This is a genomic window from Paracoccus benzoatiresistens (genome assembly GCF_026913015.1).
GTDB lineage: Bacteria > Pseudomonadota > Alphaproteobacteria > Rhodobacterales > Rhodobacteraceae > Paracoccus > Paracoccus benzoatiresistens.
Window position 1 is genome coordinate 1 of the sequence record NZ_JAPTYD010000031.1, and the last position, 23,013, is coordinate 23,013.

Annotated in this window: 19 protein-coding genes; 15 read left to right on the forward strand and 4 right to left on the reverse strand. The window is 66.0% G+C overall.

Features of this window, described 5'->3' with window-relative positions; genetic code table 11:
* The first annotated feature begins 168 nt into the window (after positions 1-168).
* The 11 genes from OU682_RS16400 to ychF all read left to right on the forward strand — a co-directional run bounded on the left by OU682_RS16400 (position 169) and on the right by ychF (position 13,619).
* Positions 169-2,040, forward strand: a complete 1,872-nt coding sequence (locus tag OU682_RS16400; RefSeq protein WP_268943268.1) for an extracellular solute-binding protein — start codon at positions 169-171, stop codon at positions 2,038-2,040.
* Between the two features lie 90 nt (positions 2,041-2,130).
* On the forward strand, positions 2,131-3,207 hold the full coding sequence (locus OU682_RS16405) for a microcin C ABC transporter permease YejB (RefSeq protein WP_268943269.1): 1,077 nt from the start codon (positions 2,131-2,133) through the stop codon (positions 3,205-3,207).
* The gene (locus OU682_RS16410) at positions 3,207-4,310 is read left to right on the forward strand and encodes an ABC transporter permease (RefSeq protein ID WP_268943270.1); all 1,104 of its coding nucleotides are present in this window, start codon (positions 3,207-3,209) and stop codon (positions 4,308-4,310) included. Before OU682_RS16405 ends, OU682_RS16410 begins: the two co-directional genes overlap by 1 nt.
* A gap of 71 nt (positions 4,311-4,381) precedes the next feature.
* Complete coding sequence (locus tag OU682_RS16415) at positions 4,382-6,019, forward strand: ABC transporter ATP-binding protein (protein WP_268943302.1); 1,638 nt, start codon at positions 4,382-4,384, stop codon at positions 6,017-6,019.
* Positions 6,016-7,239, forward strand: coding sequence for a glycosyltransferase (locus OU682_RS16420; RefSeq protein ID WP_268943271.1), 1,224 nt, complete (start codon positions 6,016-6,018; stop codon positions 7,237-7,239). The genes OU682_RS16415 and OU682_RS16420 overlap by 4 nt, the downstream gene beginning before the upstream one ends.
* 27 nt (positions 7,240-7,266) lie before the next feature.
* Positions 7,267-8,685 carry a cysteine--tRNA ligase gene (cysS, locus tag OU682_RS16425; protein ID WP_268943272.1) on the forward strand — a complete coding sequence of 473 codons (1,419 nt, stop codon included), beginning with the start codon at positions 7,267-7,269 and terminating at the stop codon, positions 8,683-8,685.
* Positions 8,682-9,452, forward strand: coding sequence for a squalene/phytoene synthase family protein (locus tag OU682_RS16430; RefSeq protein WP_268943273.1), 771 nt, complete (start codon positions 8,682-8,684; stop codon positions 9,450-9,452). Before cysS ends, OU682_RS16430 begins: the two co-directional genes overlap by 4 nt.
* 90 nt (positions 9,453-9,542) lie before the next feature.
* A complete protein-coding gene (locus OU682_RS16435) occupies positions 9,543-10,412 on the forward strand; it encodes an ABC transporter permease (protein ID WP_268943274.1) in 870 nt (289 codons plus the stop codon).
* Entirely contained in the window at positions 10,409-11,221 is an 813-nt protein-coding gene (locus OU682_RS16440; protein ID WP_268943275.1) for an ABC transporter permease, read from the forward strand. Before OU682_RS16435 ends, OU682_RS16440 begins: the two co-directional genes overlap by 4 nt.
* Positions 11,218-12,339, forward strand: a complete 1,122-nt coding sequence (locus OU682_RS16445; RefSeq protein ID WP_268943276.1) for an ABC transporter ATP-binding protein — start codon at positions 11,218-11,220, stop codon at positions 12,337-12,339. Before OU682_RS16440 ends, OU682_RS16445 begins: the two co-directional genes overlap by 4 nt.
* A 182-nt stretch (positions 12,340-12,521) precedes the next feature.
* Positions 12,522-13,619, forward strand: coding sequence for a redox-regulated ATPase YchF (ychF, locus tag OU682_RS16450; protein ID WP_268943277.1), 1,098 nt, complete (start codon positions 12,522-12,524; stop codon positions 13,617-13,619).
* Between the two features lie 3 nt (positions 13,620-13,622).
* Here the strand turns inward: ychF and OU682_RS16455 are convergent, their stop codons facing one another.
* Positions 13,623-14,435 carry a sigma factor gene (locus OU682_RS16455; RefSeq protein WP_268943278.1) on the reverse strand — a complete coding sequence of 271 codons (813 nt, stop codon included), beginning with the start codon at positions 14,433-14,435 and terminating at the stop codon, positions 13,623-13,625.
* A 126-nt stretch (positions 14,436-14,561) separates the two neighbouring features.
* Between OU682_RS16455 and cobS the strand changes: the two genes are divergently transcribed.
* Complete coding sequence (gene cobS, locus OU682_RS16460; protein ID WP_268943279.1) at positions 14,562-15,536, forward strand: cobaltochelatase subunit CobS; 975 nt, start codon at positions 14,562-14,564, stop codon at positions 15,534-15,536.
* Between the two features lie 55 nt (positions 15,537-15,591).
* On the opposite strand, the gene OU682_RS16465 is transcribed toward cobS, so the two are convergent.
* A complete protein-coding gene (locus tag OU682_RS16465) occupies positions 15,592-16,650 on the reverse strand; it encodes an alkene reductase (RefSeq protein WP_268943280.1) in 1,059 nt (352 codons plus the stop codon).
* Positions 16,651-16,785: 135 nt separating this feature from the next.
* Between OU682_RS16465 and OU682_RS16470 the strand changes: the two genes are divergently transcribed.
* Together OU682_RS16470 and OU682_RS16475 are read left to right on the forward strand one after the other, a co-directional pair.
* Positions 16,786-19,074: a Tex family protein gene (locus OU682_RS16470; protein ID WP_268943281.1), complete on the forward strand. Its 2,289-nt coding sequence runs from the start codon at positions 16,786-16,788 to the stop codon at positions 19,072-19,074.
* 72 nt (positions 19,075-19,146) lie between these two features.
* On the forward strand, positions 19,147-19,926 hold the full coding sequence (locus OU682_RS16475) for a transglutaminase-like domain-containing protein (protein ID WP_268943282.1): 780 nt from the start codon (positions 19,147-19,149) through the stop codon (positions 19,924-19,926).
* 60 nt (positions 19,927-19,986) lie between these two features.
* Here OU682_RS16475 and rpsD read toward each other — a convergent pair whose 3' ends face one another.
* Positions 19,987-20,607: a 30S ribosomal protein S4 gene (gene rpsD, locus OU682_RS16480; RefSeq protein WP_268943283.1), complete on the reverse strand. Its 621-nt coding sequence runs from the start codon at positions 20,605-20,607 to the stop codon at positions 19,987-19,989.
* A 137-nt stretch (positions 20,608-20,744) separates the two neighbouring features.
* Entirely contained in the window at positions 20,745-21,851 is a 1,107-nt protein-coding gene (locus tag OU682_RS16485; RefSeq protein ID WP_268943284.1) for an ROK family transcriptional regulator, read from the reverse strand.
* A 124-nt stretch (positions 21,852-21,975) separates the two neighbouring features.
* On the opposite strand from OU682_RS16485, the gene OU682_RS16490 reads away from it, so the two are divergent.
* Positions 21,976-23,001: a sugar ABC transporter substrate-binding protein gene (locus tag OU682_RS16490; protein ID WP_268943303.1), complete on the forward strand. Its 1,026-nt coding sequence runs from the start codon at positions 21,976-21,978 to the stop codon at positions 22,999-23,001.
* The last annotated feature ends 12 nt before the right edge of the window (positions 23,002-23,013 follow it).

Below are 23,013 nucleotides of genomic sequence, written 5' to 3' on the forward strand. Positions count from 1 at the left end.
GTGCGACTGGCGGGACTTCAACCGGCTGACGTCATTCAGGCGTCCTGAGAGACCAACACGATATGCGGACATCCCCTTTTTTTTTGGGCCGCCCCTCACGAAATCGCGGCTTGATCGTGTCCCCGGCGCTGCCTAGCGTGCAGCAGACACCACAGCCGGAGTTCGCCGATGCACCGCCTTGCCCTGATCGCCGCCCTGGCCCTTGCCCCGGCATCCGCCGCCCTGTCGCAAGAGGCAACGGCAGCCGAGGCGGCCGAGGGGGCCGGGAAGGTCGTCAAGACCCATGCCATCGCGCTGTTTGGCGAACCCGCGCTGCCCGCCGACTTCCCCCATTACCGCTATGTCAATCCCGACGCACCCAAGGGGGGCGAGATTTCCTTTGGCGCGGTCGGCGGCTTTGACAGCTACAACCCCTTCACGCATCGCGGCCGGGCCATCGCGCTGGCGGTGATCCAGCTGGAACGGCTGATGGACAGCCCTGCGGACGAACTGGGCGTCGATTACTGCCTGCTCTGCGAGACGCTGGAATATCCCGAGAGCAAGGACTGGGTGATCTTCAACCTGCGTCCCGAGGCGAAGTTCAGCGACGGCACGCCCCTGACCGCCCATGACGTGCTGTTCAGCTTCGAGACCCTGCGCGACAAGGGCCTGTCCTCGTTCCGCATGGCGATGCAGCAGATGGTCGCCAAGGCCGAGGTCCTGGACGACCACCGCATCAAGTTCACCTTTGCCGAAGGCTATCCCCGCCGCGACGTGATCAGCCAGATGGGCAGCCAGATCGTCTTCTCGAAAAAGGACTTCGAGGAGAACAACCGCGACCTGGAGCAAAGCACCAATATCCCTTACGTCGGATCGGGCCCCTACATGTTCGACCGCGCCGACATGGGCCGCACGATGATCGTCAAGCGCAACCCCGACTATTGGGGCAAGGACCTGCCGATCAACAAGGGCCGCTTCAACTTCGACCGCATCCGCTATGAGATGTTTGGCGATTTCGACAGCGCCTTCGAGGCATTCAAGGCGGGAGAATACACCTTCCGCAACGAGACATCCTCGATGCACTGGTCCACGCGCTATGACTTCCCGGCGCTGGCCTCGGGCGCGGTGGTGCGGGAAACGCTGCCTGACGGGCAGATCGCCAGCGCCGATGGCTGGGTCTTCAACCTGCGCCGCGAGAAGTTCAAGGACATCCGCGTGCGCGAGGCGATCGGGCTGATGTTCAACTTCGAGTGGACGAACCAGACGCTGCTTTACGGCCTGGAAACGCGCGTCAACTCGTTCTGGGACAACAGCCAGTTCCGCGCCGACGGCCCCCCCACGCCCGAGGAGGTCGCGCTGCTGGAACCCGTCGCGGGCGATCTGCCCGAAGGGATCCTGACCGAGCCCGCCGTGGTCCAGCCCACCTCGGGTGAACGCCAGCTTGACCGCAAGAACATGCGCCGCGCCGTGTCCCTGCTGGACGAAGCCGGATGGACGGTGGGCAGCGATGGCGTGCGCCGCAATGCGGCGGGCGAGGTGCTGACGCTCGAAATCCTGAATGACGATGTAGGCAACGACCGGATCATCAACCCCTTCATCCAGAATCTGCGCGCCATCGGCATCGACGCCACCAACCGCCGCGTGGACAATGCGGAAATGCAGTTGCGAACCCGGTCCAAGGATTTCGACATGGTCGAGGATTCGCTGGGCCAGTCCTATGCCATCGGCGGCTATGCCGGCCAGGTCTTCGGGTCCGAGGATGCGGATGACGTGTTCAACCCGATGGGCCTGGCGAACCCGGCCATCGACAAACTGCTGGAGGTCGGCCAACAGGCGGAAACGCAGGAGGACAACATCGTGGCGATCAACGCGCTGGACCGCGCGCTGCGCAGCCTGCGCTTCTGGGTGCCGAAATGGTTCAAGGCGGAATACACGCTGGCATATTACGACATCTATCGCCACCCCGAAACCATGCCGCCCTATGCGCTTGGCACGCTGGATTTCTGGTGGGCCGATACTGCCCGCGAGGCTGAACTGAAGGCGGCGGGCGCGATCCGCTAACGGCAGGGTTGATTTCCCGGCGGTCCGGCCCGACAAGGGCCGACAACGGAAAAGGGGCCGCGAAGGCCCGCAAGGGGCAAGGGCAATCCGATGGGCGCCTATATCCTGCGGCGGTTGCTGCTGATCATCCCGACGCTGATCGGGATCATGGTGGTGAACTTCACCCTGACGCAATTCGTGCCGGGCGGCCCGATCGAGCAGATCGCGGCCCAGGTTCAAGGGGCGGGCGACGTCTTCAGCAACATCTCGGGCGCAGGCGCCGGGGCCGATACCGGCGTGGTCGAGGGGTATGAGGGCGCGCGAGGCCTGCCGCCCGAGTTCATCGCCCAGCTGGAAAAGGAATTCGGCTTCGACAAGCCGCCCTTGCAGCGGTTCCTGTCGATGATGGGCAATTACCTGACCTTCGATTTCGGGACCAGCTGGTTCCGGTCGATCAGCGTCATCGACCTGGTGGTGGAAAAGATGCCGGTATCGATCACGCTGGGCCTGTGGTCCACGCTGCTGGCCTATCTGATCTCGATCCCGCTGGGCATCCGCAAGGCCACGCGGGACGGAACGCGGTTCGACACCTGGACCTCGGCCGTGATCATCATGGCCTATGCCATCCCGGCATTCCTGTTCGCGGTGCTGCTGATGGTGCTGTTCGCGGGCGGCAGCTATTGGCAGATCTTCCCGTTGCGGGGGCTGACCAGCGACAACTTCGCCGACCTGTCGCTGTGGGGCAAGATCAAGGACTATGCCTGGCACGCGACGCTGCCGGTCATCGCCTCGACCATTTCCAGCTTTGCCACCCTGACCCTGCTGACCAAGAACAGCTTTTTGGACGAGATCAACAAGCAATACGTGATGACCGCCCGCGCCAAGGGCCTGACCGAGGGCCGCGTGCTTTACGGCCATGTCTTCCGAAACGCCATGCTGATCGTGATCGCGGGTTTTCCGGCGATGTTCCTGGGCGTCTTCTTCGGGGCGTCCATCCTGATCGAGACGATTTTCTCGCTGGACGGGCTTGGCCGCCTGGGGTTCGAGGCGGCGGTGCAGCGCGATTATCCGGTGATCTTCGGCACGCTTTACGTCTTCGGCCTGATGAGCTTGGTCGTGGGTCTTCTGTCGGACATGATGTATGTCTTTGTCGATCCGCGCATCGACTTTGAATCGAGGGCCGGGTGATGGCGCTCAGCGAACTCAACCGCCGCCGCTGGCGCAATTTCCGCCGCAACGGCCGGGCCTTCTGGTCTCTGGTGATCTTTTCGGTGCTGTTCGTGGTGGCGATGTGCGCCGAGATCGTGGCCAACGACAAGCCCATCGTTGCCAGCTATCGGGGGGAATTCTATTTCCCCGCCTATCGCTTCTATCCCGAGACTACCTTCGGCGGCGATTTCGGGACCGAGGCGATCTATAACGACCCGGCCGTGCAATGCCTGATCGTCACCGGAGGCAGCCAGGATTGCTGGGATACCCCCGAGGATCTGATCGCCGCCGTCAGGGCCGGGACCAGCGACATCCCCGAGGCCGAGCAAGGCTGGATGATCTGGCCACCTATCCCCTTCCATTACTCCACCATCAACAACGTGGGCAGCGCCCCGAGCGCGCCTGACGCCACCCACTGGCTGGGCACCGACGACACCGCGCGCGACGTTCTGGCGCGGGTGATCTATGGCTTCCGCATCTCGATCCTGTTCACGCTGATCGTGACGGTGGTGGCATCGGTCGTGGGGATCGCTGCGGGCGCGATCCAGGGCTATTTCGGCGGACGCACCGACCTGGTCTTCCAGCGGGTGCTGGAGATCTGGGCCTCGACGCCCTCGCTTTACGTGATCATCATCCTGTTCGCGATCCTGGGGCGCAGCTTCTGGCTGCTGGTCTTCGTGACCATCCTGTTCGGCTGGCCCGCGCTTGTGGGCGTGGTCCGGGCCGAGTTCCTGCGGGCGCGCAACCTCGAATATGTTCGCGCGGCGCGCGCCCTCGGCGTTTCCGACCGCACCATCATGTTCCGCCATATCCTGCCCAATGCCATGGTCGCCACGCTGACCATGCTGCCCTTTGTCGTGACGGGCACGATCAGCGGCCTGGCGGCGCTGGACTATCTGGGCTACGGGCTCCCGGCATCGGCGCCCTCGCTTGGGGAACTGGCGCTGCAGGCCAAGCAGAACCTTCAGGCGCCGTGGCTGGCCTTCACGGCCTTCTTCACCTTCGCGATCATGCTGTCGCTGCTGGTCTTCATCTTCGAAGGGGTGCGCGACGCCTTCGATCCGCGAAAGACGTTCAAATGACCAACGACCTGCAGCCCGTCATTCCCGCCCCCGGCGCAGCCGCCGCCGTGGCCGAGGACCATGGCGCGCAGATGCCGGGCGAGGCGCGGGGCCGCCCCGTCCCGTCGCCCGCCAGCGATGCGGTCCTGGCGGTCCGTGACCTGCGCATCAGCTTTCGCCAGGAAGGCCGCATCGTGCCTGCCGTCAAGGGCGTCAGTTTCCATATCGGCAGGGGCGAGACCGTCGCGCTTGTGGGCGAATCCGGGTCGGGCAAGTCGGTGACGGCGCTGTCCACGGTGCAGCTTCTGGGCGATGCGGCCCTGATCGAGGGTTCGGTCAAATACGAAGGCCGCGAAATGGTCGGCGCCCCCGACCGGGTTCTGCGCGACATCCGGGGCGATGACATCAGCTTCATTTTTCAAGAGCCGATGACATCCCTGAATCCGCTGCACACGCTGGAACGGCAGCTTGGCGAAAGCCTGGCGCTGCACCAGGGGCTGACGGGCGCGCGGGCACGGGCGCGGATCGTGGACCTGCTGACCCGCGTGGGCATCCGCGACCCGGAAAGCCGGCTGGCCGATTATCCCCACCAGTTGTCGGGCGGGCAGCGCCAGCGGGTGATGATCGCCATGGCCCTGGCGAACGGCCCCGAACTGCTGATCGCGGACGAGCCGACCACGGCGCTGGACGTGACGATCCAGGCGCAGATCCTGGATCTGCTGGCGGAACTGAAGGCGGCCGAGGGGCTGTCGATGCTGTTCATCAGCCATGACCTGGGCATCGTGCGCCGCATCGCAGACCGCGTCTGCGTGATGAAGGATGGCGAGATCGTCGAGCAAGGCCCGGTCGCGGCGATCTTCGCCAATCCGCAGCACGACTACACCCGCAAGCTGCTGGCGGCAGAGCCCGCTGGCACCGCCGACCCTGTGCCCGATGGCGCGGAAACCAGGGTCGAGACGCGCGACCTGAAGGTCTGGTTTCCGATCCAGCGCGGCCTGCTGCGCCGGACCGTGGGCCATGTGAAGGCCGTGAACGGCGCCACCTTGGCCGTGCGTGCGGGCGAGACCCTGGGCATCGTGGGCGAATCGGGGTCCGGCAAGACCACGCTGGCCCTGGCGATCATGCGGCTGATCGGCAGCGACGGGCCGATCCTGTTCATGGGGCAGGACATCTCGGCCTGGCAGTCAAGGCAACTGCGGAAACTGCGCCGGGACATGCAGATCGTCTTCCAGGACCCCTTCGGCAGCCTGTCCCCCCGCATGACCGTGGAGCAGATCATTGCCGAGGGCCTCGGCGTCCACGGCGTCGAGAAGGGCCACGACCGTCGCGCCATGGTGGCCGATATCATGGCCGAGGTCGGGCTGAACCCTGACACCATGCACCGCTATCCCCATGAATTCTCCGGCGGCCAGCGCCAGCGCATCGCCATTGCTCGCGCGATGATCCTGCGGCCGAAGGTGGTGGTGCTGGACGAACCGACAAGCGCCCTGGACATGACGGTGCAGGTGCAGATCGTCCAGCTTCTGCGCGGCTTGCAACGGAAATACGGTCTTGCCTTCCTGTTCATCAGCCACGACCTGCGCGTCGTGCGCGCCATGTCGCACAAGATCATGGTCATGCGGGCGGGCGAGGTGGTCGAGCAGGGCAGCACCGCCCAGATCTTCGACAATCCGCAGCAGGAATACACGCGCGCCTTGCTGGCGGCGGCGTTCCGCGACCACCACCGATGAAGATCCTGTTCGTCCACCAGAACTTTCCCGGACAGTTTCCCCATCTTGCGCCGGCGCTGGCGGCGCGCGGCCACCAGGTTCTGGCCCTGACGGACGAGAAGAACCAGCGGCCAAGCCCTGTCCCGACCCTGCGCTACAAGACGCCCGAGCCGGTCGAGACCAGCAGCGCCTTTGGCCGCAGCTATGCGGGACACGCCGAACGCGGCTATCTGGCGGCGCGGGGCGCGCGGGCGATGCGCGACCGGCACGGCTTCACGCCCGACCTGATCATCGGCCACACGGGCTGGGGCGAAACGCTGTTTCTTCAGGAAATCTGGGCCAAGGCGAAGCTTCTGGTCTATGCGGAACTTCTGTATCGCACGCGTGGCCATGATGTCGGCTTCGACCCAGAATTTCAGGCGGACAACGACGAATCGCGGATGATGGCCTTGGCCCGCAGCGCCCATCTGATCCAGGGAATCGTGCAGGCTGACGCGGCGATCTCGCCCACCCGCTACCAGGCCGACAGCTTCCCGCCCGCGTTGCGGGGCAAGATCACCGTCATCCATGACGGCATCGACACCGCCCGCGTCCGCCCGAACCCGGCAGCCAGCCTGACCCTGCCGGGCGGGCAGGTGCTGCGCGCGGGGGATGAGGTCCTGTCCTATGTCAGCCGCTCGCTGGAGCCCTATCGCGGCTTTCACATCTTCATGCGCGCCTTGCCCGATGTTCTGGCCGCCCGTCCGCAGGCGCAGGTGGTCGTGGTCGGGGCCGAGGGCGTCAGCTATGGCAGCGCACCCCGGGAAGGCGGCAGCTGGAAGGCCAGGATGCTGGCAGAACTGGGCGACCGGCTTGATCTGTCGCGCGTCCATTTCCTGGGGCGCGTCCCTTATCCCGACTATCTCTCGCTGATCCAGTTGGCCCGCGTCCATTGCTATCTGACCTATCCCTTCGTGCTGTCATGGTCCCTGACCGAGGCCCTGGCGGCGGGAGGCTATGTCGTGGCGTCCGACACCGAACCCGTGCGCGAGTTGATCCGCGACGGCGATAACGGCCGCTTGGTGCCATTCTTCGACATTCCCGCGCTGTCCGCCGCTCTGATCCAGGGCCTTGAGGGGGATCCCGAGGCAGACCGCCTGCGGGCGGCGGCGCGGCAGACCATCCTTGACGGCTATGACCTGCACCGCCACAGCCTGCCGCGCCAGATCGCATGGGTGGAAAGCTTCGCCCCGATGGGCTAGATCCGCGATGACAACGAAAGGCGCATCATGGTCGAGATCCGGCTGACGAATACCCGCACCCGCACCAAGCAGGCGTTCCAGCCTCTGGACCCGCAAAACGTGCGGCTCTATCTCTGCGGGCCGACCGTCTATGATCGCGCGCATCTGGGCAATGCCCGGCCGGTGCTGGTCTTCGACGTGCTGGTGCGGCTGCTGCGCCATGTCTATGGCGCGGACCACGTCACCTATGTCCGCAACTTCACCGACGTGGACGACAAGATCAATGCCCGCGCCGCCGCCACCGGCCGCGACATCCGCGAGATCACCGAGGAAACGGTGGCCTGGTATCACGACGACATGGACGCGCTTGGCGCCGACCGCCCCGATCATGAACCCCGCGCGACCGAATACATCGTGCAGATGATCGCCATGATCGAGACCCTGATCACACGCGGCCATGCCTATGAGGCCGAGGGGCATGTGCTGTTCGACGTGCGCTCCTTCCCCGAATACGGCCGCCTGTCGGGCCGTTCCGTGGATGACATGATCGCAGGCGCCCGGGTCGAGGTCGCGCCCTTCAAGCGCGATCCCATGGACTTCGTCCTGTGGAAACCGTCCGAGGCCGACCAGCCCGGCTGGGACAGCCCTTGGGGCAGGGGCCGCCCGGGCTGGCATATCGAATGCTCGGCCATGTCAGCGGCGCTTCTGGGGCCAAGCTTCGACATCCACGGCGGCGGCATCGACCTGCAATTTCCGCACCATGAGAACGAGGTCGCGCAAAGCTGCTGCGCCCATCCCGGCGCGGGTTTCGCCAATGTCTGGCTGCACAACGAGATGCTGCAGGTCGAGGGCAAGAAGATGTCCAAGTCGCTGGGCAACTTCTTCACCGTCCGCGACTTGCTGGACCGTCGCATCGCGGGCGAGGTGATCCGGTATGTCCTGCTGTCCACCCATTACCGCAAGCCGATGGACTGGACCCAAGGCAAGGCGGACGAGGCGCGCGACATCCTGTGGCAGTGGCGGCTCTTGACCAAGGACGTGGAGCCGGCAGCCGCGCCACATCCCGAGGTCATCGAAGCGCTTGCCAACGACCTGAACACGCCGGGCGCGATTGCCGTGCTGCACCGGCTGAAGGACGACCCGGCGCTGCTCTTGGCCTCGGCACGCTTCATCGGGCTGCTGCAGGCGGGCGGTGACGACTGGATGCGGGCCGATTACCAGGCGCTGGACAGCCAGTCGGCCTTCAAGGACTTCGACCAGATCCTGGCCGCGTTGCAGGACCGGCTGGCCGATATCCGGGCTCAGGCGATGGCCAGCAAGGACTTCTCGCGCCTCGACCGGGCAAAGGCCGATCTGACCGGCGCGGGGCTGGAGGTGCGCATGTCCAAGGCCGGGATCGAGCTTCTGGTCCGCCCGACCACGGTGCAGCGGGACGTGGCCCGCATCGCCGAGGACTTGCTCGCGTGACGCTGGAGGCCTGCACCGAACTGGTGCGGAGCCAGGATCCCGACCGCTTTGGCGCCGTCCTGGTGGCACGCCCGGAGGATCGCCCTGCGCTGATAACGCTTTATGCGCTGAACCTCGAAATCGCGCGCGCACCGTTGCAGTCGGACGAGCCCATGCTGGCCGAGATGCGGCTGCAATGGTGGATCGATCGCCTGGCCGAGATGGGGACAGGCAAGGCGCCGCCCCTGCATGACGTGCTGACCCCCTTGTGGGAGGTCTGGGGCAAAAGCGCCGGCCAGGCCGTTCCGCTGGCCGAGGCGCGCCGCCGCGATTGCGAGCGGGAGCCACTGGCCGGTCCGGATGCGGTGGTGGATTATGTGACCGATACCGCCGGCCGGCTGATGGGACTGGCGGCGGAACGGCTTGGGGCCCCCGCCGAGGCACGCAGGGTGGTGGCCGACCAGGCGCTTGGCGCGGGGCTGGCCGCCTGGCTGCGTGCCTTGCCGCGCCTGCAACCTCTGCGGCTTGGGCTGGACCAGCCACGACCTGCGGATGCGGTTGCGCTGGCCGGCATCGCCCGGGATGCCCTGCGCCGCGCCGCCCGGGCGCGGCATCTGCTGCCCAGACGGGCGACGGCAGCCCTGTATCCTGGCCCCCGCGTCCTGCACTTCCTGGCTGGTGTCCTGAGAGGTGACATAAACTGTTTTTCGGAAACACCTGATATCACGGAATTTCAGCGAAGGGCCGCTCTGGCGGGGCTGGCGCTGACCGGGCGATGGTGGCGATAGCGCCGGCGGGATGACAGTCGCATAAACCCTCTTTTCACGCTTTCGCCGATATGAAAGGAATTGAGATGAGGGCGCGGCGGGAAGGATCGGATGGCCAAGGCACTGGATGCACAGGCGAGGCGGGGTTATGCCCTCATCGCGCCGCCGTTCCTTTATGCGCTGCTGATCCTGGCCGCGCCGCTTCTGACCATCCTGACCTACAGCTTTCTGACCGACGGCTATCTGGAAGTCGTGCGCGACTTCACCCCCGCCAACTATGTCCAAGTCTGGACCGATCCGATCGTGCGCACGGTGATGCTCCGGTCGCTGATGGTCTCGGCCCTGGTCACGCTGGTGACGGTGCTTCTGGCCTTTCCGGTGGCCTACTACGTCAGCTTCATCGTCCGGCCCGAGAAGAAGGCCCTGTGGCTATTCCTGATCACCATCCCGTTCTGGACCAGCTACCTGATCCGGGTGTTCTTGTGGAAGGTGATCCTTGGCTATAACGGTGTCATCAATTCCAGCCTGACCGGGCTTGGCATCATCGATGAGCCGCTGACCTTCATCCTCTACAATGTCAATTCCATCGTGATCACCCTGGCCCATGCCTATGCGCCCTTCGCGATCCTGCCGATCTTCGTGGCCCTGGAGAAGATCGACCGGTCCCTGCTCGAGGCCGGGCGCGACCTGGGGGAAAGCCGCGCGATGACCTTCTGGCGGGTGACGCTGCCCCTGGCGATGCCGGGGGTGCTGGCGGCGGTGCTGATCGTCTTCATCCCGACCATCGGCGATTACGTCACGCCCGAACTGATCGGCGGCGGCAAGATCCCGATGATCGCCAACCTGATCCAGGTGCAGATGCTGGCCCTGGACAACAGGCCGCTGGGATCGGCGCTGGCCGTGACGGCCATGGCAATCGTCGCGCTGGTCAGCATCGTGTTCCTGCTGATCAACCGCCGCTTCCTGAAGGCGCGGTCATGAGCGGGAAGGGGCGCGGCCTGCAGGCTTATGCGGCCTTGTACCTGCTGTTCCTTTACGCGCCGATCATTCTTCTGCCGCTGTTCGCGTTCAATTCGGGCACGATCATCGCCTTTCCCCTGCAAGGCTTCACCACCAACTGGTTCGCGCAGATGTGGGCCAATGCCACGCTGCGCACGGCGCTGACCAACTCGCTGCTCATCGCGGTCAGCGCGGCGATCCTGGCGACCTGCCTTGGCATCTTCGCCGCCCGCGCCTCGACTCGGTTCGAGTTTCCGGGCAAGGGCGGCATGATGGGCTTCATCCTGCTGCCCATGGTGCTGCCGGAAATCATCATCGCGATGTCGCTGCTGGTCGTGCTGCTGGGCGCCGGGGTGCAACTGTCGATCCTGACGGTGATCGTCGGCCACGTCCTGATCTGCATGCCTTATGCCATCGCGATCCTGTCCACGGCCTTCTCGTCCCTGGACAAGTCGCTGGAGGAAGCGGCCTATGACCTGGGAGAAACGCGGTGGAGCGCGTTCCGGCTGGTCACCCTGCCGCTGGTCATGCCCGGCATCATCAGTTCGCTGCTGATCTCCTTCACCATCAGCCTGGACGAATTCATCATCGCCTTCTTCCTGGCGGGCAACCAGCCGACGCTGCCCACCTATATCTTCAGCCAGCTGCGCTTCCCCAAGCAGATCCCGATGATCATGGCGCTTGGCACCGTGCTGGTGGCGCTGTCCATCGTGCTGCTGACGCTGGGCGAGTACTTCCGCCGCCGCGGCAATGCCCGCATGGGCGGCAATCCTACCGGAGGGTTCCTGTGACCGACGACCGCAAGCCGATGATCGAATGTCGCGGCGTCCACAAGCATTACGGCGACTATCACGCGCTGCGCGGCATCGACCTGACCATCCGGGCGGGCGAGTTCTTCTCGCTGCTGGGCCCCTCGGGCTGCGGCAAGACCACGCTCTTGCGCACCATTGCCGGCTTCGAGGATATTTCCGACGGTGCCATCCTGATCGACCAGAAGCGCATGGACGAGGTGCCGGCCAACAAGCGGCCCACCAACATGGTGTTCCAGTCCTACGCGATCTTCCCGCACCTGACGGTTGCGCAGAACGTGGCCTTCGGGCTGCGCCGCGACCCTCGCAGCAAGGCGGAAAAGGCGGCCCTGGTCGACGAAGCCCTCGCCATGGTCGGCCTGCGCGGTTTCGGCAACCGTGCGGCTCATGCGCTGTCGGGCGGGCAGCGCCAGCGGGTTGCCCTGGCTCGCGCGCTGATCCTGAAGCCCAAGGTGCTGCTGCTGGACGAACCGTTGTCCGCGCTGGACCGCAAGATGCGCGAGCAGATGCAGGTCGAACTGATCAAGCTGCAGCGCCAGGTCGGCATCACCTTTGTCCTGGTCACGCATGACCAGGAGGAAGCCCTGGTCATGTCCGACCGCATCGCCGTGATGTTCGACGGCGAGATCGCGCAGCTTGACGGCCCCGAGGCGCTTTATGCCCGGCCCGCCAACCGCCGGGTCGCCGATTTCATCGGGGTGATGAACTTCCTGCCAGCCCGGATCCTGGGGGAAAGCGACGGTGCCGTCACGGTCGAGGCTCCGGGTCTTGGCGTGGTCGAACTGCCTGCCCGTCAGGTCAGCCGCGCAAACCCGGATGACGAGGGCCCGACCTTGGGCTTCCGGCCCGAAACCATGACGCTGGTCGGCGCGAACCAGACCCACAGCCAGCCGCGCGAGACGAATGCGACCATCGACGAGGTCGTCTATTACGGCGACATGACCTATTACGACCTGCGGCTGGATGGGGCGGCAGGGTTGGACGGCAGGGCGCGGCCCGTGCGGATCTCCATGCGCAACGTCTTCGGCCGCGACGTGCAGGAGGTCGGGACTCGGACCCGCCTGGCCTGGTCCCCTGGGTCGCTGGTGCTGTTCCGCTGAGGGGGATCGTGGTCGCTTTCTGAACCGCCGCGCCTTGAAGGCCCGGTCGGCGTCCCCTTGTCTTTCGCCGGGGAAAAGGGATGCGTTTCCTTGTCCGTCCGTACCGGCGAGTGGAGCGGGCGCTTGCAGAACCGGCACCGCTTGCCTAGAACGCGGCCTGACTTGGCTGAAAGGGGCGCGTCATGGGCTTTCGCATGGGAATTGTCGGCTTGCCGAACGTGGGCAAATCGACGCTGTTCAACGCGCTGACGAAGACGGCGGCCGCGCAGGCCGCCAACTTCCCCTTCTGCACCATCGAACCGAACGTGGGTGAGGTCGCGGTGCCCGACCCGCGCCTGGACAAGCTGGCCGCCATCGCCAATTCCAAGCAGATCATCCCGACGCGGATCACCTTCGTGGACATCGCGGGCCTGGTGAAGGGCGCCAGCAAGGGCGAGGGGCTGGGCAACCAGTTCCTGGCCAACATCCGCGAGGTCGATGCCATCGCCCATGTCCTGCGGTGCTTCGAGGACGGCGATGTCACCCATGTGGAGGGCCGCGTCGATCCCCTTGCCGATGCCGAGACCATCGAGACCGAACTGATGATCGCCGACCTGGAATCGGTCGAGCGTCGCCTTGCCAACATCGCCCGCAAGCTGAAGGGCGGCGACAAGGAGGCCGTGGCCCAGGAAAGGCTGCTCAAGGCCGCGCAGGCCGCGCTTGAATCCGGCAAGCCCGCCCGCACCGTGCAGGTGGCCGAGGACGAGCGGAAGGCCTGGAACATGCTGCAGCTGCTGACCGCCAAGCCCGTCCTGTTCGTCTGCAATGTCGAGGAGGACAAGGCCGCGACCGGCAACGCCCAGTCCAAGCGCGTGGCCGAAATGGCCCGTGCGCAGGGCGCGGGCCATGTGGTGATTTCCGCCAAGATCGAGGAAGAGATCAGCCAGCTTCCGCCCGAGGAGGCCGCGATGTTCCTGGAGGAGATGGGGCTTCACGAGGCGGGTCTGGATCGCCTGATCCGCGAGGGCTACAAGCTCTTGGGGCTGGACACCTATTTCACCGTCGGCCCCAAGGAAGCCCGCGCCTGGACCATCCACAAGGGCACGCTGGCCCCGCAGGCGGCGGGCGTGATCCATGGCGATTTCGAGCGCGGCTTCATCCGGGCCGAGACCATCTCCTATGACGATTACGTCACCTACAAGGGCGAGGCAGGGGCGCGCGAGGCGGGCAAGTTCCGCGTCGAGGGAAAGACCTATGAAGTCAAGGACGGCGATGTCCTGCACTTCCTGTTCAACGGCTGACCCCTAGCCCATCCACAGATACACACCCACGGCCGCAGCCAGCAGGATCGCGGCCAAAACACCGGCTGTGCCGCGCCACCAGGGGGTCCGTTCCAGCGGATCGACCGCCAGGGGCGCCAGCCCGTGGCCCAGGTTTTCGCGGATCCGCTGGCGCGCCCGTGCCGGGGCCATGACCGGGGTCAGGTCCCCGGCAAGCAGGGCCAGCCGTTCCTGCCAGTCGCGCAGCCGACGTGCAAAGGCAGGATCAGTAGAGGCGCGCGTCGCAGCCTCGGCCGCCGAAGCATCGGTCAGGCCAAGCGCCAGTTCGGCGGCCAACACCTCGTCCGGTTGGAGGAATTCGGCGGCCATCTCGGCCAGCCCCTCGTGCAGGTGCTGGCGGGCAGCCTCGACCGACAGGCCCGTGCGCTGCGCGAAGCCTGCCGGATCGAGCCCCTGCAGATAGGCATGGCGCACCGCCAGCACGGGATCGGACAATGCCTCGGCCAGTCCCGCATCGGGTAGCATGGCGGGCGCTGTCACCGCAGCGGGGTGCGCCTCCTGGCGGCGCAGGCTGTCGATGGCCCGGTCGCGCGCGAGCGTTGCAAGCCAGGCCATGGGCGACAGCCCGCTCTCGGCGAACTGCGGGGCGGTCTTCCAGATCTGGATAAAGCTCTGTTCCAGCGCTTCCTCGGCCTCGCGCCGGTCCCTCAGCACGGACAGGCAGATGGCGTTCAGCTGCGCCGAGGTCGCCTGATACAGCGCATCGAAGGCAGGACGGTCGCCTTTGGCGACCCGGGTGATCAGATCCTGCAGATGGGTGCGGCGGGTGTCCGGCAACGGCAATCCTTCCATGGTTGCAGGGGACAACTTAGCAGCCCCTTGTGGCCCGTCAACGCAGCCCCGGCTTGCACGCGGCAGACTTATGCGCGATCAAGGCTGACGATGCGAGGAAAGGTGCCGACAATGATGGACATGAACGCCAAACCGACTGAGGAGATCGACCTGCGCGAGGTGTTCGGTCTGGACAGCGACATGAAGGTCAAGGGCTTTGCCGAGCGCTCTGACCGCGTGCCGGAAATCGACAGCACCTACAAGTTCGATCCCGACACCACCATGGCGATCCTGGCGGGCTTCGCCTATAACCGCCGGGTGATGATCCAGGGCTATCACGGCACCGGAAAATCGACGCATATCGAACAGGTGGCGGCGCGGCTCAACTGGCCCTGCGTGCGCGTGAACCTGGACAGCCATGTCAGCCGCATCGACCTGATCGGCAAGGACGCGATCAAGCTGGTCGATGGCAAGCAGGTCACGGTCTTCCACGAAGGCATCCTGCCCTGGGCGCTGCGCAACCCCACCGCCATCGTCTTTGACGAATATGATGCGGGCCGCGCGGACGTGATGTTCGTGATCCAGCGCGTGCTGGAAACCGACGGCAAGCTGACGCTGCTGGACCAGAACGAGGTCATCACCCCGAATCCCTATTTCCGCCTGTTCGCCACGGCCAATACCGTGGGCCTGGGCGACACGACGGGCCTGTACCACGGCACCCAGCAGATCAACCAGGGCCAGATGGACCGCTGGTCGCTGGTGTCCACGCTGAACTACCTGTCCCACGACGCCGAGGCCGCGATCGTGCTGGCCAAGAACCCGACCTACAACACCGAGAAGGGCCGCAAGATCATCGGCCAGATGGTGACGCTGGCGGACCTGACGCGCACTGCCTTCATGCAGGGGGATCTTTCCACCGTCATGTCGCCGCGCACGGTGATCGCCTGGGCGCAGAACGCGCGCATCTTCGGCAACAACATCGGCTATGCCTTCCGGCTGACCTTCCTGAACAAATGCGACGAGCTGGAGCGCCAGACGGTGGCCGAATTCTATCAGCGCCTGTTCGACGAGGAACTGCCCGAAAGCGCGGCCGCGCGGGCCAAGTGAACCGGTCCATCGCTTAAGGAAAGGCGGGCCAGAAAACGGCCCGCCTTTTTCATGATCAGACTTCCTCGGCGATGGGATAGTCCACGTAGCCTTTCGGCCCGCTGCCGTAGAAGGTCGAGGGGTCCTGCTGGTTCAGCGACAGGTCCTCGGCAAAGCGGCGGGGCAGGTCGGGCGTGGCGATGAAATCCTTGCCGAAGGCCACCGCATCCGCGCGGCCCGACTGCACCATGTCACGGGCACTGTCGCGGGTCAGCTTTTCGTTGGCGATCACCACGCCCCCGAAGGCGGCCTTGATGTCGTCCATCAGGCTGTCGGGGCCCAGGTATTCGCGCAGGCAGATGAAGGCCAAGCCGCGCTGCTTCATCTCGCGCGCGACATGCGTGAACAGCGCCTTGGGGTCGCTGTCGCCCATGTCGTGGTTGTCGCCGCGCGGGGACAGGTGCAGGCCCACGCGGTCCGCGCCCCAGACGCCGATCACGGCATCCGCGATCTGGTTCAGGAAGCGGGCGCGGTTCTCGATCGGGCCGCCATATTCGTCGGTGCGGCGGTTGGTGCTGTCCTGTAGGAATTCGTCGATCAGATAGCCGTTGGCCGCATGGATCTCGATCCCGTCGAAGCCGGCGCGCTTGGCGTTCTCGGCCCCCTTGCGATAGGCCTCGACGATGCCCGGGATTTCATCGGTCTCAAGCGCGCGGGGCGTCTCGTAGTCCTTCTTGGGGCGCACCAGGCTGACATGGCCCGCGGGCTTCACGGCGCTTGGCGCGACGGGCTGCTGGCCGTCAAGGAAGATCGGGTCCGAGATCCGGCCCACATGCCACAACTGCATGAAGATCAGCCCGCCCGCGTCATGGACGGCCTTGGTCACCAGCTTCCAGCCTTCGACCTGTTCGTCGTTCCAGATGCCCGGCGTGTCGGCGTAACCCACGCCCATCGGCGTCACGCTGGTGGCTTCCGACAGGATCAGCCCGGCCCCCGACCGCTGCGCGTAGTATTCGGCCATCATGGCGTTGGGCACCCGTTCGGCACCGGCGCGGGCGCGGGTCAGAGGCGCCATGACGATGCGGTTGCGAAGGGTCAGCGGCCCGACCTGGAGCGGATCGAAAAGGGTGGGCATATGCGGTCCTTTCTGTTGTTGCGTTGTGTGCAACTGTGCATCGGCCGGCGCAGTTTCAACATGCCGCGCGTGCATGACAGCCTTGGCCTGCGCGCCGTGGCGGGCTAGAACCGCCTTCCGTTTTCGGAGGATCCCATGGACACAGCCGCCCGCATCGCCCGCATCATCGCCGCCGAAATCAGCGCCTCGCCCGCCCAGGTGACGGCGGCGGCGGAACTTCTGGACGGCGGCGCGACCGTCCCCTTTGTCGCCCGCTATCGAAAAGAGGCGACGGGCGGGCTGAACGACACGCAACTGCGGAACCTGGCCGACCGGCTCGCCTATCTGCGCGACATGGAGGCGCGGCGGGCGGCGATCCTGAACTCGATCAAGGACCAGGGCAAGCTGACCGACGACCTGGCCCGTGCCATCGCCGGGGCCGAGACAAAGGCCACGCTCGAGGACATCTATCTGCCCTTCAAGCCCAAGCGCCGCACCAAGGCGATGATCGCCCGCGAGAACGGGCTGGAGCCGCTGCTGCGCGCGATCCAGGCGGATCGCGGGACCGATCCGGCGGTGCTGGCAGCGGGCTATGTCACGGGCGCCGTGCCGGACGTGAAGGCCGCCCTGGACGGCGCACGTGACATCCTGGTCGAGGAACTGTCGGAAAACGCCGCATTGCTGGGCGCCCTGCGCGACTTCATGCGCACCGAGGCCTTCATCGCGGCCAGGCTGATCGCGGGCAAGGAAGCCGCGGGCGCCAAGTTCAGCGACTACTTCGACCATCGCGAGAAGTGGTCCGCGATCCCCGGGCATCGCGCGCTGGCGATCCTGCGCGCCGCGAAGGAGGAGATCGTGACCATCGACATCTCGCCCGACCCGGAAACCGGCGCGCAGCGGGCCGAGGGGATCGTGGTCCGGGCCATCGGCACCCTGGGCAGCGGCTCCGGCGATCAGTGGTTGCGGCAGGTCGCGGGCTGGACCTGGCGCGTGCGGCTGTCGAACACGATGTATATCGACCTGCTGACCGAATTGCGGAAGCGCGCTCATGACGAGGCGATCCGCGTCTTTGGCCGCAACCTGCGCGACCTGCTGCTGGCCGCGCCTGCCGGGGCACGGGTGACGCTGGGCATCGATCCCGGCATCCGCACCGGCTGCAAGATCGCGGTGGTGGACGCGACGGGCAAGCTGCTGGACACCGCGACCATCTATCCTTTCCAGCCCAAGAACGACCTGCGCGGGGCCGAGGCGACCCTGCTGGCGCTGATCGCCCGGCATGGCGTGGACCTGATCGCCATCGGCAACGGCACCGCCAGCCGCGAAACCGAACGCCTGGTCAGCGACGCGCTGAAGCGCCTGCCCACGGGCATGAAGGTGCCGACCAAGGTCGTTGTCAGCGAGGCGGGGGCCTCGGTCTATTCGGCCTCGGAACTGGCGGCCAGAGAGTTTCCGCAGCTTGACGTTTCCCTGCGCGGCGCGGTCTCCATCGCGCGGCGCTTGCAGGATCCGCTGGCGGAACTGGTCAAGGTGCCGCCCGAATCCATCGGCGTCGGCCAGTACCAGCACGACGTTGACCAGCGACAACTGGCGAAAACGCTGGAAGCCGTGGTCGAGGATGCCGTGAACGCGGTCGGCGTGGACCTGAACACGGCATCGGCCCCGCTGCTGGCCCATGTCGCCGGCCTCGGCCCGTCGCTGGCGCAGAACATCGTGGCCTGGCGCGACGAGAACGGCGCCTTCCCGTCGCGTGCGGCGTTGAAGAAGGTGGCCGGCCTTGGGCCGCGCGCCTTCGAGCAATGCGCGGGCTTCCTGCGCATCCGCGACGGCAAGGAGCCGCTGGACGCCTCGGCCGTCCACCCCGAGGCCTACGGCGTCGCCCGCAAGATCGTGGCCGCCTGCGGGCGCGACATTCGTGCGATCCTGGGCGACGGGGCGGCGCTGAAAGGCATCCGGGCCGAACAGTTCGTGGACGAGCATTTCGGCCTGCCCACCATCCGCGACATCCTGTCGGAACTGGAAAAGCCCGGCCGCGACCCGCGTCCCAGCTTTGTCACCGCAAGCTTTGCCGAAGGGGTCGAGGAGATCACCGACCTGAAGCCCGGCATGGTGCTGGAAGGCACCGTCACCAATGTCGCGGCCTTTGGCGCCTTTGTGGATATCGGCGTTCATCAGGACGGGCTTGTCCATGTCAGCCAGCTGGCCAACCGCTTCGTCAAGGATCCGAACGAGGTGGTGAAGGTCGGCGACGTGGTCCGCGTCCGCGTGACCGAGGTGGACGTGGCCCGCAAGCGGATCGGGCTGACCATGCGCTCTGACGCCGAGGCCGCTAAGCCCGCGCAGAAGGCGCAGGCCAAGTCAGGCCCCCGATCAGCCAGCACTGCCCCGAAAACAGGCGAGCAGGGCGGTTTCGGGGCAGCCCTTGCCGAAGCGATGCGCCGTAAATAGGAAGTTGCGCGCGCCGCGGATCCGCATCCTGCCGCCGGTCGTTTGGTGCCGTGGCAACCAGGGACGGCAGGGATGCGGATCAGGATCGAAGTCGAGCTTCACTACAGGCTTCTCACGCCGGGGCCGGCGATCCTTGCGGTCGAGGCCGCAGGCGCCTTCGGGCAGGAGATCAGCAACGCCGAGATCGATTTCGGCCCCGTCGAACATCAGGCCCGCGTTCCGGGCGAGGAAGGCATCGGCGAAAAGATCATCATCCGCGCAGCCGAGGACCTGCATTGTCGCTATTCATCCGACGTGGTGGTGACGCGCCCGCGCCCGGTCTTCGAGCGGATGGCCGCGCTGGAGGTCGATCAGATGTCGGGCGACGCGCTGCGCTATCTGTTGCCGTCGCGATACTGCCAGGCGGAGCGCTTCGTGCCCTTTGTCCAGCAGCGTTTCGGCGACAAGGCGGGGGGTGCGAAGGTGCTGGCGATCCGCGAATGGATCGAACAGCGGCTGGACTATGTCTCGGGTGTCAGCAACGCCTCCACCACTGCGGCCGATACCTTCCTGGAACGACGCGGGGTTTGCCGCGACTACGCCCACCTGATGATCGCGCTGTGCCGCGCCGCGCAGATCCCCGCGCGCATCGCCAGCGTCTTCGCGCCTTCGGTCGAGCCGCCCGACTTCCATGCGGTGGCCGAGGTCCATCTGGACGGCACGTGGCACCTGATCGACCCGACGGGCATGGCCGAGGCTGACGAGATGGCGCTGATCGCGGTTGGCCGCGACGCGGTGGACGTGGCCTTCCTGACCACGGTCACGGCGACCGAATTGCAGACGCAGACGGTCAAGGTCACGAGGGCGGAATAAGAGAAAGCCTGGCCGAGGGTTTCTCGGCCAGGCTTCCAGTGCCTTGCAGGAACGGACGGATCAGTTCTTGGCGTAGTATTCGACGACCAGGTTCGGCTCCATCACCACGGCATAGGGCACGTCGCCCAGGGCCGGGGTGCGCACGAAGGTCGCGGTCATCTTGTTGTGGTCGACTTCCAGGTAGTCAGGAACGTCACGCTCGGTCAGGCCGACGGCTTCCAGCACGATGGCCAGCTGGCGCGAACGCTCGCGGATGGCGATCACGTCGCCTTCCTTGACGCGGTAGGAGGCGATGTTGACGCGCTGGCCGTTCACCTCGATGTGGCCGTGGTTCACGAACTGGCGCGCGGCCCAGATGGTCGCAACGAACTTGGCGCGATACACGACGGCGTCCAGGCGGCGCTCCAGCAGGCCGATCAGGTTCTCGCCGGTGTCGCCCTTGACGCGCTCGGCCTCGGCATAGATGCGGCGGAACTGCTTTTCGGTCAGGTCGCCGTAATAGCCCTTGAGCTTCTGCTTGGCGCGCAGCTGGGTACCGAAGTCGGACAGCTTGTTCTTGCGGCGCTGGCCGTGCTGGCCGGGGCCGTATTCACGCTTGTTCACCGGGGACTTGGCGCGCCCCCAGATGTTCTCGCCCATGCGGCGGTCGATCTTGTACTTGGCAGACGTGCGTTTGGTCACGGCTGATCTCCTTCTTGCGTTATCGAAGGGCGTTGTCCTTTGGCCAGGGACTTGCGGTCCTGGGCCCGACAGGCTTCCCCTTGCGGGGTCCGCCAACACCAATGAAGTGCGCGCTTATAAGGGCAGGCGCGGCGCTGTCAAGTCAGCGCGCCGCCTGGCTCGAAGAAATGCGCGAGCGGCAGGGCGGCGGCACCCAGGATGCGGGCGCTGCGGGCCAGGCTGCCCTCGATGACCTGGGGGCGGTCGATGCCCGCGGCGGGCAGATGCGCCAGGGCCTTGCGCGTGGCGTCGGCCAGCGCGCGGCGCGTGGGCTGCGGGATGGCGCCGTCTATGACCGCCACCGGGATGTCCAGCAGCGCCACGGCGGACAGGACGACAAAGGCCAGAGCCTCGGCCGACTCCGCGACCCATTGCTCCTCGATGTCTGGCGGAACCTGCCAGCCGGAATCGTCTGGCGGCAGCGACCGGCCCAGCCGGTCCTCCAGGGTTGAGACAGAGGCGATGTCCAGAAGCTGGTGCCCGCCCGGGACCGGCATGGAGCCAAGCGCCCCGGCATTGCGGCGCGGCCCCACGCGCAGGCGGCCGTCCAGCACCACCCCCCCGCCCGCGAAATGCGCGATATAAAGATGCACGAAGTCCCGCGGCAGGACCGACCGTCCGAAGATCAGTTCGGCCGCGCAGGCGGTGCTGGCGTCGTTTTCCAGGAAGACCGGAAAGGGCAGGTCCTCGGCCAGCCGGGCCGCCAGGTCAAAGTCGTGCCAGCCCGTCATCTCGGCCCCCCAGTCCCACAGGCGGAAGGGTGTGGCAATGCCGAGCCCCGCGATTCGGGCCGGCTGCGGAATCGAGCCAAGGATTGTGGCGATGCCGTTCTTCGCAAAGCTCAGCACCCGGTCGGGGGTCGGATGGCTGTATATCTCTTGCCGATGGATTTTTACCTGGCCGACGAAATCCACCAGTGCCAGCTCGACCAGCCTGCGCCCCAGCTTCAGGCCAAGGAACAGCGCACCCCCGGGCGCAAGGGACAAGGGCGTGGACGGCTGGCCGACCTTGCCGCGCACCACTGCGCCGGCGTCCAGAAAACCGTGGTCAATCAGTTTCCTGGTCAGATTCGTGATGGCCTGGGGCGAGAGCCCCGTCGCTTGCGCCAGCGCTGCACGAGGCATCGGTCCGCGTCTGCGGATCAGCGACAGGATCTGCCGCTCGTTCCGGCTGAGGTCAGGCCGGTGCATCACATCGATCGACATGGGCGTGATCCTTTCCAGGCGGTATTAGTCAACGGAATTGATTTATTGACAAGAGGAAATGCTTCGTGCTTTCTGAAACAGGAAAGCGGAGGAGGCGCCGCTGTTCGGAGGAGTTTCAAGAATGATGACCAAATCTTTGGCAAGCCTGTCCCTGGCTGCGTCCGTCGTGGCCCTGTCGGTGGGGGTCGCCAGCGCGCAGGATCCGGTCAAGGCCTGCCTTATCACCAAGACCGACATCAATCCGTTCTTCGTGAAGATGAAGGAAGGCGCAACCGCCAAGGCCGAGGAACTCGGCATGGAGCTGATGACCTTTGCGGGCAAGATCGACGGCGACCACGAGACGCAGCAGCAGGCGATGGAAAGCTGCATCGCGGCGGGCGTGAAGGGCGTCCTGATCACCGCGTCCGACACCAAGGCGATCACCGAATCTGTCAAGCAGGCGCGCGACGCGGGCATCCTGGTCATCGCGCTGGACACGCCGCTTGACCCGATCGACGCGGCCGACGCCACCTTTGCCACCGACAACCGCGAGGCGGGCCGCCTGATCGGGGCCTGGGCCGCCGGAAAGATGGGCGACGGCGCGAAGGAAGCCAAGATCGCCATGCTGGATCTGGCCGCCAGTGCCCCTTCGGTCGATGTGCTGCGCAACCAGGGCTTCCTGGAAGGCTTCGGCATCGATGTGAAGGACGAAAACCTGATCGGGGACGAGGAGGACGCGCGCATCGTCGGCCATGACGTCACCTCGGGCAATGAGGAGGGCGGCCGTCAGGCGATGGAGGCGCTGATGCAGAAGGACCCGGCAATCAACCTGGTCTACACCATCAACGAACCCGCCGCCGCAGGCGCCTATGAGGCGCTGAAATCCTTTGGCATGGAAGGCAATGCGACGATCGTGTCCATCGATGGCGGCTGCCCCGGCGTGGAGAACGTCAAGGCAGGCGTGATCGGCGCCACGTCGCAGCAATATCCGCTGAAGATGGCGTCGATGGGCATCGAGGCGATCGCCGCCTTCGCCAAGGACGGCACCAAGCCGCAGCCCACCGAAGGGCTGGACTTCACCGATACCGGCGTGAACCTGGTCACGGACCAGGCGGTCGAGGGCGTGCCCTCGATCAGCGTCGAGGATGGCCTCGCCCAGTGCTGGGGCTGACCTGACCACCGG